At 43.6% G+C, this 12,890-nt stretch carries 10 protein-coding genes; 4 read left to right on the forward strand and 6 right to left on the reverse strand.

The genetic code is table 11. The annotated features are described in order from the left end of the window. Positions 1 to 33: 33 nt before the first annotated feature. The 4 genes from JEY82_RS00160 to JEY82_RS00175 form a co-directional block, all read right to left on the reverse strand. The gene (locus JEY82_RS00160) at positions 34 to 870 is read right to left on the reverse strand and encodes a LuxR C-terminal-related transcriptional regulator (protein ID WP_304081446.1); all 837 of its coding nucleotides are present in this window, start codon (positions 868 to 870) and stop codon (positions 34 to 36) included. Positions 871 to 1,196: 326 nt separating this feature from the next. Beyond that, positions 1,197 to 1,469 carry a hypothetical protein gene (locus JEY82_RS00165; protein WP_304081448.1) on the reverse strand — a complete coding sequence of 91 codons (273 nt, stop codon included), beginning with the start codon at positions 1,467 to 1,469 and terminating at the stop codon, positions 1,197 to 1,199. A 26-nt stretch (positions 1,470 to 1,495) separates the two neighbouring features. Continuing rightward, positions 1,496 to 2,062 carry a GNAT family N-acetyltransferase gene (locus JEY82_RS00170; RefSeq protein WP_304081451.1) on the reverse strand — a complete coding sequence of 189 codons (567 nt, stop codon included), beginning with the start codon at positions 2,060 to 2,062 and terminating at the stop codon, positions 1,496 to 1,498. Between the two features lie 389 nt (positions 2,063 to 2,451). Further along, positions 2,452 to 3,597, reverse strand: coding sequence for a sigma-54-dependent Fis family transcriptional regulator (locus JEY82_RS00175; protein ID WP_304081454.1), 1,146 nt, complete (start codon positions 3,595 to 3,597; stop codon positions 2,452 to 2,454). Positions 3,598 to 3,905: 308 nt separating this feature from the next. On the opposite strand from JEY82_RS00175, the gene JEY82_RS00180 reads away from it, so the two are divergent. From JEY82_RS00180 to JEY82_RS00190, 3 genes are all read left to right on the forward strand, one after another. After that, complete coding sequence (locus JEY82_RS00180) at positions 3,906 to 4,283, forward strand: cupin domain-containing protein (RefSeq protein ID WP_304081457.1); 378 nt, start codon at positions 3,906 to 3,908, stop codon at positions 4,281 to 4,283. A 95-nt stretch (positions 4,284 to 4,378) separates the two neighbouring features. Beyond that, positions 4,379 to 5,539, forward strand: a complete 1,161-nt coding sequence (locus JEY82_RS00185; protein ID WP_304081460.1) for an efflux RND transporter periplasmic adaptor subunit — start codon at positions 4,379 to 4,381, stop codon at positions 5,537 to 5,539. Then, complete coding sequence (locus JEY82_RS00190; protein WP_304081463.1) at positions 5,536 to 8,781, forward strand: efflux RND transporter permease subunit; 3,246 nt, start codon at positions 5,536 to 5,538, stop codon at positions 8,779 to 8,781. Before JEY82_RS00185 ends, JEY82_RS00190 begins: the two co-directional genes overlap by 4 nt. On the opposite strand, the gene JEY82_RS00195 is transcribed toward JEY82_RS00190, so the two are convergent. Continuing rightward, complete coding sequence (locus JEY82_RS00195) at positions 8,778 to 10,169, reverse strand: nitrogen regulation protein NR(II) (RefSeq protein WP_304081465.1); 1,392 nt, start codon at positions 10,167 to 10,169, stop codon at positions 8,778 to 8,780. The two genes, JEY82_RS00190 and JEY82_RS00195, sit on opposite strands and share 4 nt — an antisense overlap. A 100-nt stretch (positions 10,170 to 10,269) precedes the next feature. Continuing rightward, positions 10,270 to 10,629: a translation initiation factor Sui1 gene (locus JEY82_RS00200; protein WP_304081466.1), complete on the reverse strand. Its 360-nt coding sequence runs from the start codon at positions 10,627 to 10,629 to the stop codon at positions 10,270 to 10,272. A gap of 172 nt (positions 10,630 to 10,801) precedes the next feature. Here JEY82_RS00200 and JEY82_RS00205 point away from each other — a divergent pair, with 172 nt between their 5' ends. Continuing rightward, on the forward strand, positions 10,802 to 12,754 hold the full coding sequence (locus tag JEY82_RS00205) for a methyl-accepting chemotaxis protein (protein WP_304081469.1): 1,953 nt from the start codon (positions 10,802 to 10,804) through the stop codon (positions 12,752 to 12,754). The last annotated feature ends 136 nt before the right edge of the window (positions 12,755 to 12,890 follow it).

The following is a 12,890-nucleotide window of genomic DNA, read 5'->3' on the forward strand; positions in this document are numbered from 1 at the left end:
GGTACTTAATGGGTAGTTTTGGTACCCATTTAACTATGAGTTGTTTTGATGCTTGAGGTAGGAAATGAGTGAAATCTTTTTCCCGCGCAGGCCGAGTTTGCGCCGGATATTTTTCCGATGAGTCAGAATTGTATCCACAGAAAGTCCGAGTAGTTCCGCGGTATGTTCACTGCTTTTTCCCGCTTCTATGTAGCGGCATATTTCAATTTCGCGAGGAGTTAGCTTAAGTAGAAGATCTTCGAATTGATCTCCTGTTTTTCCTGTAAGAGCTTCTAATCGTTCTTTAATAAATTTTCCGAAGCTTTTTCGCATTTGCGGGAGTGGCTCTTTAATCATTCTGTCGAGGGCGGGTATGATCTGCTCGCGCACTTGCAATGCAAAATCTTCGTGCATGTCTTTTTTTTCTTCTTCTACCGATTCGATGACAGACCGTAATGCGACATTCATACCGTCGACCTGTTCGCGGGTTTTTTCGAGTCCGCTTTCAAGACGTTCTTCATATGTTTCATGGAGTTCAACCAGAGGCGCATTGTTGGTAACAATCGCTAAAAAACCGTCTGAGCAAAAAGGGACCGGTAGCGATATGAGTCTTAAGGAGTAGCTTCCACCGCTTTCTCCGTATGGTATTTCATGAACATTTTCTGTGGGGTAGAGCTTAACAAAATTAGCTATATTGTCAGTTTCTACTCTGAAGACACTCCAGAGAGTGTTACCAATCAATTTGTCCTCGAAAAAAGATTGCGCGGGTTTATTGGCGCGGCAGATAATTCCTTCCTTGTCTGCAAACAGAATGAAATCAGAAAAAGATTCAAATACTTCTGATATTTGTTCCGGCAGACGATCTGGGTTGTCCTGATATTCAGAATCCAAAAAGTATCTCCTTATTGTTGAGAGCTAAACTTCATTAATTATATATAGATTCCTTTTGTGTTTTAGACAATGGTCGTGAAAAAATGAATTGTTGTTATAAAGATACCTAAAAGATAATTCTAAGTTGTGACAGCAGTGATATAATGCATCGCCGAAAGAGCGAGGATTCGTAAAGGAAGAAGGTAGCCGGTCTGGGGCTTTCCGGATGATTATATGGAAAGATTGCAGGAAGATTTAATGCGGAGACTGTCCAAAAGAACTTCAGAAGGAGACCGCACTAAGACTCCGAGAAAAGGAGAATAATGCGGCCTCCGGATAATTACCATTTACCAGTTGTCATCGTCGTATTCCCAGCCTCCCTCATCAACTGAGACTTCACGTATTTTTACGAAAAAGCCTTCGTCTGTTTCATTAACGAGAACCTGAGCTTTGATCCATTGATCCATAAATTCATGCAGATTCCGTCCATTAATATCCGGCTCGACAATGAATTCTTCTTCTCCGTCTACCATAATGGCTAACTGAAATTTATCATCTAAGTCACCGTCAAACGGTACGACCTGTCCATAAATTGTATCTGAGTAAAATTCACTCGACACGGCATTTTCTCCATATGTAATTGGGGCTAATTTTCGTCATCAAATTGTTCCACTTCTCGGGCATAAACTAGGTTGCCTTGAGACGGCACAAAAAAACGGTAATACTGCGATTGTCTGTCATACCCTAGGGCTTCAAAAAAATAATGAACCGGTGCGAGGGATCTGTGTTCCGGTATCTCGCAGAAAATCATACTTCCGTTGTCCATTGAGACCTGTCTGTCCACCTCATCAAGTAACGCAGAGCCGATACCGATTCCCTGATAGGCATCATCCACTGCGACGAGATAAAGTTCGTAACAGTCTTCTTCGTCCGGGATTGTACCAAAGCATACGAAACCGACTAAAATTTGTTCATCGTCGTTTATTACGTGCGCTTTAATAAAAGTACGGCTTGATTCTTCTGTGCCGAAAGCCGCCTCCCATGCTATTTCTTCAGCAAGCATGAGATCATTCGGAGAAAAGTTCTGACACTTGCCGGCAAGTTGCAGTACTTCTTCAGCTTCTTTTGCTTGTAATCCAAGGCTCAGCTTTAGTTGAATTTCAGATTCTTCTGCCGGGGCAGCTTTTTCGTCCTCAATAATATCAATCGTCATTTGATTTCCTCACTCATCAAATAATCAAACTTTGCAGCCCTGAGGATGCAATAGGAAGCAATTCTTCATCAACTGCGGACTAAAAAATATCTATAATAGGCAGATATCAATAGTTGGCACTGATGAACTCAAAATTGGGCAATAGCATGGAGCGTGCCATTTCTAACACATTGTAATATAAGCTTAATTTTTAAAGATATAGAGCTATGAGAACTGATAGTTCCTATTAACCCGGTATGGTGGATGGGGTGGAGGGAGATGGCTTAGTGTATTCTGCTGATTTTTTTATATCTTTTAGGAACTCAAAGCTGTTTTTTATGATTGAATATTGTTTGGAATGACAGGAACTTTAAGTTCTTGCTTTTTTTTAAAATGAGAACTTCTGGTTCCTATTTTGATGTGAAATCGTGCCTGGAAAGGGTATGCTTTTTCATCAGTTTATTAAGCTGGCGGGTGCTTATTTCTGCACCCTTAGCAGTATCTTTAATAATTCCTTCGTATCTTTCAAGAAGACGGGTGAGATATGCGACTTCAAAAACATCAATTGCGGTTTGTCGAGCCAATCCCAGAGGAAGGCTGGCGTCAATGTCTACAGGATGTTGTCCGAAGTTGTTTTTGAAAAATTCAATTGGAAAGCTTGAAGGGCGGAGCATTGAAGTCGGTTCAAGGATACATGCCCGCTCAATGATGTTTTCAAGTTCACGGACATTTCCCGGCCACTGGTAGTCAAGAAAAGCTTCCATTACTTCGGGGGCGATATCGGTTATATTTTTGTTAAGCGGGGTGTTGAACTGTGTAATGAATTCGGTACAAAGGTGGAGAATGTCTTCTTTGCGTTCGCGTAGCGGTGGAATAACAATTGGAAAGACGTTTAATCTGTAAAAAAGATCACGCCTGAAAGATCCTTTTGCACAAAGTTCATCCAGATTGTCATTGCTCGCAGCAATTACCCGCACATTCAAGGGGATGGTTGTTTCCCCGCCGATTCTTTGAATCTGGCGTTCTTGCAGCACATCGAGCAGTTTAACCTGTACCGCAGAGCTGATGGTTCCTACCTCGTCTAAAAACAGAGTGCCCATATTTGCAAGTTCAAATTTTCCAAGCTTGCGCCGGAAGGCTCCGGTAAAAGCTCCTTTTTCGTGTCCGAACAATTCACTTTCAACAAGAGTATCCGGGATGGCTCCGCAATGTACGCTGATAAACGGATCTTCTTTGCGGTTGCTGTGTGCGTGAAGGAGTCTGGCAATGAGTGTTTTGCCTGTTCCGGTTTCTCCGGAAAGAAGTACCGTAGTGCAGGTATTTGCAACCTGTTGCACTTTTTGCAGTACATCCTGCATGGCTTTGCTTTTAGTTTTAACTATGTCCTTGAAGTCTTCCCGCCAGAACTGGTCGCGTGGATAATCAAATTCAGAGTGTAGTCTGTTCGCTTCATAAGACTGTTCTATTACCAGTTTAACGTCATGTTTGGGCTTTTGTTTTTCGATTGGTTTTTCGAGATGTTGACCACTGCGGGTGGTTATAAGTTGTTTACGCATGCCCTGTCTCCTTGCTGTAGCGGCGCAGATTTGACTCTGATAACGCTTGCCGAATATATTATAGAAGTAGAAAGTACAATGCAAAATTTTTGTGAATAAAAGTGAGCTTCTTAATATAATAATATCTATGTTTATTTTAAAAATAGTAAAAAATTTACAAGTTAAAAAAAGGTGAATCGAAGTGATGATAATTTAAAAAAAGGGCTGTCATTACGAATAATACATGTAATTATCGAGTTTTGTTTTCTATGTTTTAAAAAAGGTGTATTATGTATTTGTAACTCGAAAAATTATTCAAAGGAGAAGTCATGGCAGACTCAAGCTTTCTTTCAAAAGTTCCTAATCCGGTGACTATTAAAAATATTGATCATGGCAAAGTTGTAAATCTGGTTGACCTTGTCAGCTATCAGGAAGGGCAGGTCGTCAGCAGAACGTTGTCGCAACATAAAACAGTGACTCTTACTTTGTTTGCCTTTGAAACAGGAGAAGGGATCAGCACGCATACCACTCCGGGCGATGCTATGGTTCAGGTGCTTGACGGCACCGCCGAGGTTACAATAGACGGAGATGTTTTCACTGTCGGGGCAGGACAGTCGATTGTCATGCCTGCAAATACTCCTCATGGACTTAAGGCAAAGGAGCGCTTTAAAATGTTGCTGACTCTTATTAAAGAAAAAGCAGTATAAAATATAAATAACTTTAAACGGGAGAAGGTCTAAATGGGCCTTCTCCTTTTGATTTTTTAAAGGGTTGAGAAGTCTGTGATTCTCGGAGATTTAAAATGGGTAAAAAATGTTTTTTGGTTGCCGGGCTGGGAGTCGGAGTTACACTGCTGGTCTTATGGCTGGTAGGTGTTTTTAATTCAGGTGTAATTCAGCCGGGGCGGGTGGTTCCTACCAGACCTGTTGAAGAACCGGCTTTGACCGATCAGGCTGAAATAATAGTTGTTCCGGTTATGTATGAAGCTGTCGGAACTATAAGGCCTAAGACTGAAACAAATATCGAAGCTCAAGTCACAGGTAAAGTGCTTACTGTGCTGGTTCGCGCCGGCGATAAAGTCAGCAAGAATGATAAGCTTATAGTGCTCGACAGTCGCGGTTTTCAGACCCGTCTTGAAAGTGCCGAGCAGGGACTTAAGTCAGCCGAAGCGTCACATCGTCAGGCAGGAGAGGCTATCAATGCGGCAAAGGCTGCATCATACACAGCAACATCCACATGGAAGCGCATGAAGACCTTATTTGACAGTAAGGTTGCCACTCTTGACGAACTTGATCGCGTTGAAGCTCAATATTTACAGGCAAAGGCATATCTTGCACAGGCTAATGATGGACTGGCTGCGGCCTCGGCCGGAGTTAAGCAGGCATCCAAGGCTGTAGAAGAAGCCCAAATAAATTTAGGGTATACTACAATTTCTGCTAATACTGATGGTGAAGTTGCCAAGCGGATGGTTGAGCCCGGTGACATCGCGTTTCCCGGTAAAAGTCTGATGCTTATTCAGACCAGCGGATCGCTCCGTCTGGAAGCTTTGGTTCGTGAAGGAGTAATCGGAAAGGTTAGACCCGGTGTAAAATTGTCGGTTGAGGTTCAGGCCCTCGGTGAGCGGACTGTCGGAATTGTAGAAGAAGTTGTTCCGTCTGCCGATCCTTCCACACGCTCTTTTCTGGTTAAAATAGGGCTGGACCCTATCCCCGGATTATATCCCGGTATGTTCGGGCGGCTGCTTGTTCCGCTCAGGGAAAAGGAAGTTGTTGTTGTGCCAGTGCATGCTGTTTCGCGGGTGGGGCAGCTTGAAACAGTTTTGATAAAGAATGGAGAGGTATGGGACCCCGTGTATGTCCGTACCGGAAATGTCTACGAAGATAAGATAGAAATTTTGTCCGGTTTGCGAGGTAATGAGACTTTGGGGATGACCGCACTGGAGGCAGGCGGAGAATCAAAATGAGCACTTCTGACGCAAACCATGAAGGTGAAAAGTCCAAAGGGTTGATTGCATCGACTGTCCGTTTCTTTTTACATTCAAAACTTACCGTTATTCTGGTGATTGCTTCTGTCCTGCTCGGCGTTGCCGCTATTCAATTGACCCCGAGAGAAGAGGAACCGCAGATAGTTGTGCCTATGGCAGATATTGTGGTTCAGGCGCCGGGTGCTGGTGTTGAGGAAGTTGAGAAGCTTATTACCACGCCTCTTGAACGCCTTTTGTGGCAGATTGATGGCGTCGAGTACGTATATTCCATTTCCCGCCGCGACACCTCTATGGTGACGGTTCGTTTTTTTGTCGGGGAGAATCGTGAAGAATCACTTATCAAGCTGCACAATGCCATTACTAAAAACGCGGAGCTTGTTCCAGGTATAGTCTCAGGGTGGGCGATTAAGCCTGTTGAGATTGATGATGTGCCGATAGTCGCGTTAACGTTATATCCTTCTTCCGATCATCCCGAAATTTCAGATTTTGAACTGCGCCGCGTCGCAGAAGAGTTGTCGCAGCGACTTGCGGAAGTGGAAGACCTCTCACGTATATCTCTGGTTTCCGGTCGGTCCCGTGAGATTCGGGTTGAGCTTTATCCCGAACGTATGGCGGGATTAAATGTTTCGCCCATGAATATAGTCAAAGCCTTGGATGGCGCTGATCAGTCTGCCGTGGCCGGGACTGTTCTTTCGGGTAACCGTGAGATAACTATTTCAGCCAATTCCTTCCTTGAATCGGCGGAAGATGTGCGCAATCTAATCGTCGGGGTTTTTGATTCAAAGCCTGTCTACTTACGCGATGTTGCCGTTATAGAGGACGGACCGGAAGAACCTTCGTCTTATTCAAGGATTGGTTTCTCAAGACTCTATTTAACTAGTATAGGACAGGATGCAGAACAGCCTTCACTTCCGGCAGTGACTATTGCCTTGTCTAAGAAGAAAGGAAGCAATGCCGTCGACGTTTCCGAAGCCGTTCTTGCCCGTCTTGATCAGCTTAGAACGACAGTACTACCCGCCGGAATTGAGGTGGAAATCACCCGTGATTACGGCAAAACTGCTGATGCTAAAGTGAGCGACCTGTTAAATTCGCTCGGGTTTGCGGTTTTTACCGTGGTTCTTTTACTCGCTTTCACCCTCGGCTGGCGAGAAGCGGCGATTGTTGCTCTTGCTGTTCCTGTCAGTTTTTCTTTGGCCCTGTTCGTCAATTATATGCTGGGGTTCACTATTAACCGTGTAACTCTTTTTGCTTTGATTCTTTCACTCGGGCTGGTGGTGGACGATCCTATTACTAATGTGGACAACATTCAGCGTCACATTCTCATGAAAAAAAAGAAGCCTGCCGAGGCTACACTTGATGCTGTTTCCGAAGTTCTGCCGCCGGTTATCATGTCCACTTTGGCAATTATTGTTTCCTTTGTTCCGCTTTTCTTTATTACCGGAATGATGGGGCCTTATATGGCTCCTATGGCAGCCAATGTCCCGCTGACAGTAATCTTTTCAACGGTTTGCGCTCTTACTATTGTGCCGTGGCTGGCTTTCCGCCTTTTAAAAGATATTAAGCCTAAACCCGGTTCTGAGCTTGATTCCGGTCCCGGTAAAATTGAGCGTTTTTATTCATGGATTATTACACCTTTTCTTGAATCCTCAGCTAAACGCTGGATGTTGCTGTGTGCTATTCTTCTTGGACTGCTCTTTTCAATTGGGCTTGCCGGAATGCGATTTGTTCCACTCAAAATGCTTCCGTTTGATAACAAAAATGAATTTCAGATTGTCATTGATATGGATGAGGGAACACCTCTTGAGCAGACCGACAGAGTGGTTCGTGAGTTCGAGCAGATTTTACGAGGAGTGCCGGAGGTTACAAATTTTGTAACTTATGCAGGCGAACCTTCCCCAATGGATTTCAACGGGCTGGTCCGCCATTATTACTGGAGAAACGGCGGGCATATGGCGGATATCCGCGTTAATCTGGCGGATAAATCTCAGCGCAGTGAGCAGAGTCATGCCATTGTGCTCAGGCTTCGGAATGAGCTTGAAGCTTTTGCCGGGCGTAACAATGCCCGGATTAAAATTGTGGAATCTCCTCCCGGACCTCCGGTTATATCGACCATTACTACAGAAGTTTATGGGGCAGAGGACCGCCCTTATTCAGCTCTGATTGAAGGGGCGGATCAGATTGAGGGGATTATGGCAACTGAACCAGGGGTGGTCGATGTGGATGATTCCACCGAAGCTGACCGGATCATGGTTGATTTTGTGTTGGATAAAGAAAAAGCAGCCTTGCACGGGGTTACAGCTCGTAGCGTCGTGGCGACTTTGCAAATGGCATTATCCGGTATGGTTCCGGCCACGGTGCATGTTGAAGGAGAACGCCGCCCCTTACCTGTGAAACTCATTTTACCGCGAGTGCGTCGTTCTGATGCAGGGACTCTGTCACAGATCAAAGTTAAAACTATAGAGGGGAAATCTGTCCCGCTGGCTGAACTTGGCGAGCTTGTGGAGATTGATCAGCAACAGCCGATTTATCATAAAAATCTTAAACGGGTTGTTTATGTGTTCGCTGAAATGGCCGGGCGTGCTCCGGGTGAAGCTGTTCTTGATATGCAGTCGAAATTGAAAGCTGATCCTCTACCTCCTTTTATCTGGTCCGAGTGGGCGGGGGAAGGTGAATGGCAGATCACGCTTGATGTGTTCCGTGATTTGGGACTGGCTTTTGCCGCGGCCCTGCTCGGTATATATATTTTACTGGTGGTGGAGACAGGCTCATTCGGTATGCCGCTTCTTATTATGAGCGCGATCCCTCTTACTTTACTGGGAATCATGCCCGGATTCTGGCTGCTCAATCTGATAGGGGCGGGAGAAGTTGCGGGAATGGTCGGCGAAGCTTTTGCGGATCCGATATTTTTTACGGCGACCAGTATGATCGGGATGATTGCGCTGGGTGGAATTGTTATTCGTAACTCTCTGGTTCTTATTGATTTTGTGCGTAAATCTATGGCTGAAGGAATGGAGCTTAAAACTGCTCTTATCCGTTCCGGGGCTGTGCGTTTACGCCCTATAGTTTTGACGGCGGCAACAACTGCTCTCGGAGCATGGCCCATTACTTTGGACCCTATATTTTCCGGTCTCGCATGGGCTTTGATTTTTGGACTGCTGGCTTCAACTTTGTTTACTTTGATTGTTATTCCAGTTGGGTATTATGTTTTTGAGAGGGATTAAGAGCACCTTTCTTCTGTTTTGCTTGGCAGTGTGATGGTAAATAATGTTCCCACTTCCGGGACACTGGTTACACTCATTTGGCCGTGATGTAAGTCTGTGATGATAAAATAGGATATAGATAATCCTAATCCGGTTCCCTTTCCCACTTCTTTTGAGGTGTAGAATGGCTCAAAAATCTTGTTTTGGATCTCTTCAGTCATCCCCGGGCCATTGTCTTCGATTTCAAGAGTAACCTTTGACTCTTTTGAACTTATCCGCAGTATAAGTTCTGGTGCTGTTCCTTTCGCGTAAATTTTTTCAGCCATAGCTTCTGTGGCGTTTTTCAGCACATTCATAAAAACTTGCTGGATATCATTTGCAAGGCAGCAGACTTGAGGAATATTTTCTTCAAATTCGCGCGTAATTTTTATTTGTCTAAAGTCAAATTCATTATTTAAATTGTAGTCGTTAGAAATTAATTCAATAGTTTCATTTAAAAGTTCACTGATTTCACAAATGCAAAGTTTCCTAACTGTTTTCCGGCTGAAGCTGAGCACGTTGTGCACAATTTTTGAAGCTTTTAAACCAGAAACTGAAATAAAATTTAACATGCGATTGACCCCTCTTTTATTGAGGTAGTTCCGCATATCATTTAATGAAATTGAGTTCTCTTCCGCCGTTGCAATGTTTTTACCCGTGTCATCGTATATACGATTATAAATGTTTTGAGATGCTCCCATGATGGCAGAGAGAGGATTATTAATTTCATGAGCGATACCGGCTGCCAACTCACCTAGAGAACTCATTTTTTCATTTTGAATCAGAAGATCCTGAGTTTTTTTTCGTATGGTTATATCTCGAGCTACCCCTAAACAGTAGCGATTGTTCTCTTCGTCAAATATGTATGCAGATATTTCGATGGGAAAAAGAGATCCATCTTTACGCTTGTGGTAACTCTCCAGAGAAAAGGAGTGATCATCCTTAATTGTGTTAATAAAATCAGACCACTCGTGAAGATTGGCATCGGCATCAATGTCATTAAGTTTAAGGCCAAGTATTTCTTCCCGGGTATATCCTAGTTTTTCACATGCGGAATTATTAACATCAAGGATATTTCCTTGTGAATCTGCCAGATAGATAGGATCTGCAATGTTGTTCAGCAATCGTTGGTAGCGTTTGTGACTTTGTTGCTCTGAGCGAAGAAGTTTTTTTATCAATCCATAAACTAATAAAGCCGTTACAAGGACATAAAACCATCCTTTGTAAGTTTGAAGACTGTTAACCGTATCTGTATCCTGTACAAGAAGCAGTAAAAATTTGTCGGATAAAAGTATCCATAAACAACCGAAAGCTGCGTAAATGGATGCTATTTTGATAGCTATTAAGAACAGTTTGGTTTCACCCGCCACCTGTGTTCTCCGAATTTAGTTAATTCAAAAAAAGAGACTTACAGGTAATGTAGCATTTATTAAGAATTCTACGCAACCTTGAGAAATTTAATTTTACGTTTCACCCTCCAGCCAGTTTGACTTTATAACCGAGTTTTTCCAGTTCAAATTTCAGAGCTTGTCTGTGGTCTCCCTGAATTTCAATAATTCCGTCCTTGATAGTTCCGCCGGTTCCGCATTTAGCTTTTAGAGTCTTGGCCAGTTTTTTGAGATCGTTCCCGTCAAGAGGAAGGCCTGTAATAAGCGAGACTCCTTTACCTTTACGCCCCTTGGTTTGACGTTCAATACGTATGATTCCATCGTTTTTCGGGATGGGTTTTTGACCGCAGGAGCAGTTTGTTTTCGGGCGATTGCAGGCCGGGCATATGGTCCCGTGATCGGTGGAATATACAATGGTGGATTGTTTTTTATTTTGAGCCATATTTTTTTACCTAGTTGTTTTGGGTTTGCAGTCTCTGATGGAGATAATTATTTCCATTTTATTTTACAACCTTAATCGTTCTTTATTATTTATAAATTGGGAGGTATAAGGGTACTCTTAAGTGGCAGTATAGTGTCTGTAAATCTAATAGGTTGTTTCTATCGGGAGGGGTATGAAGTTATATAGTAATATGAGCCTACGGAATAAAATTATGGTTCCTGTGGGGGCTGTTGTCCTGTTGGTCATGGGAATTACTCTTACCGTATTGGTTACTCGTTTTCAGGATGTAACCTATGATGATGCAAAAATTATCGGGATGGAGATGTCCGCGCGGTATGGGCAGACTATCAAGATTGATTTGGATGGAGCTTTAACTGCCGCAAGGTCTTTAGCTCATACTTTTGAAGGTATAAAACAATTTTCAGATACGCCTGAGCGTGGTTTAGCTAATGAGATTCTTAAAAAAGTTGCTGATTCTAACCCCGCGGTAGATAGTTCGTGGGTGGCTTTTGAGCCTAATCAGTTTGACGGGAGAGATGCTGATTTTTCTGGAACCCCCGGGGCCGATAAAGATGGGCGGTATATCCCATGGTATCGCACCGGACAGAGTCTGTCATATGCTACAGGGTTGAATGGGGATTGGTATCAGAAGCCTCTTCATTCCGGTAAAGATTTTCTTGTAGACCCTACAGAATATGATTTTGGGGGATCAAAAGTTACGCTCGTATCAGCATGTGTTCCTATCAAAAATAACGGTGTTGTTATTGGTGTGGCCGGTGTCGATATAGACGTAGCGCAGATGGCGAAGCTGACAGAGTCCGTTGCTCCATTCGGAACGGGGTACGGGTTTTTGATAAGCCAATCCGGAAAAGTTGTATCGCATCCTGACTCAAATTATATAGGAAAAAGTGTCCGTAAAATTGTGCCTTCTCAAATGGCGCAACAAATTTTATCTTCTTTGAAGACTGGCAAAGTTGCTATTAATTATTTGAAGAAAGACGGGGAAGAATACGAGCTGATATTTTCGCCCTTTTCGATTAGCGGGACTGGCGAGAGATGGTGTCTCGGCGTTGCTCTTCCCATGAGCAAAGTGCTTGCGGCTTCTAATGAAGTTGTCTGGCTGTCCGTATTTATGAGTATTGGTTCTATCCTCATTTTAATTTTCATTATTTATATTCTTGCCAGATCTATCGTAGCTCCCATACGCGAAGGAGTTTCTTTTTCACAGCAGATAGCTTCAGGAAATCTGAGCGCTTCAATTGATATTGAGCAAAAAGATGAGATAGGTCAGCTTGCTGCCGATCTGACAGGGATGGGGCATAAGCTGCGGTCAGTAGTCCGTAACGTTCGTGAATCTGTTGATTTGGTTGCTTCCGGCAGTAGCGAATTATCTGCCACTGCTGAAAATCTTTCGCAGAGTGCAACTGAGCAGGCAGCTAATGTCGAAGAAGTTTCAGCAAATATGGTTCAAATGGTGACGAATATTACTCAGAGCACCGAGAATGCTCTTGAGACTGAGAAAATAGCCCGTCGTTCGGCAGAGGATGCTGAAGAAGGCGGAAGGGCTGTGACTCAGACTGTTGAGGCTATGCGCCAGATTGCAGATAAAATATCAATTGTTGAAGATATTGCCCGCCAGACAAATTTACTGGCTTTGAATGCGGCTATTGAGGCGGCTCGTGCCGGTGAACATGGCAAAGGGTTTGCCGTTGTCGCAGCAGAGGTCCGTAAGCTGGCCGAACGTAGTGGACAGGCAGCTGCCGAAATCAATGCTCTATCTGCCTCAAGTGTTGCTGTTGCTGAGTCTGCCGGAAATATGCTTAGTAAAATGGTTCCTGATATTCAGCGGACAGCAGAACTTGTTCAAGAAATTGCTGCTGCATCAAGAGAGCAGGACTCGGGTGCTGAGCAGGTTAATCGTGCGATAAATCAGCTTGATCAAGTAATACAGCAGATAGCTTCAGCGGCGGAAGAAATGTCCGCCACATCTGAAGAATTAGCGGGGCAGTCTTCTCATTTGCATCAGACTATGTCCTTTTTCAAGATCGATGATACAAATGCATTTGCTGCAACAAGCGTTAAAAATATGCGTGCAATAAGCGATAATGAATTCGATAAGTTCTAGTCAGTTTTTGAGTAAATAAAAGATGAACGCCGGGCAGGATATGGATTCTGTCCGGCGTTATTTTTTTATTTATGGTTGAAAAGAATTATACTTTTTTGTATGGCAACACTAGATTGCTTTTATTAATAGACAGTAC

Origin of the sequence: Maridesulfovibrio ferrireducens, assembly GCF_016342405.1 — a bacterium.
In the GTDB taxonomy this organism is placed as follows: Bacteria; Desulfobacterota; Desulfovibrionia; order Desulfovibrionales; family Desulfovibrionaceae; genus Maridesulfovibrio; species Maridesulfovibrio ferrireducens_A.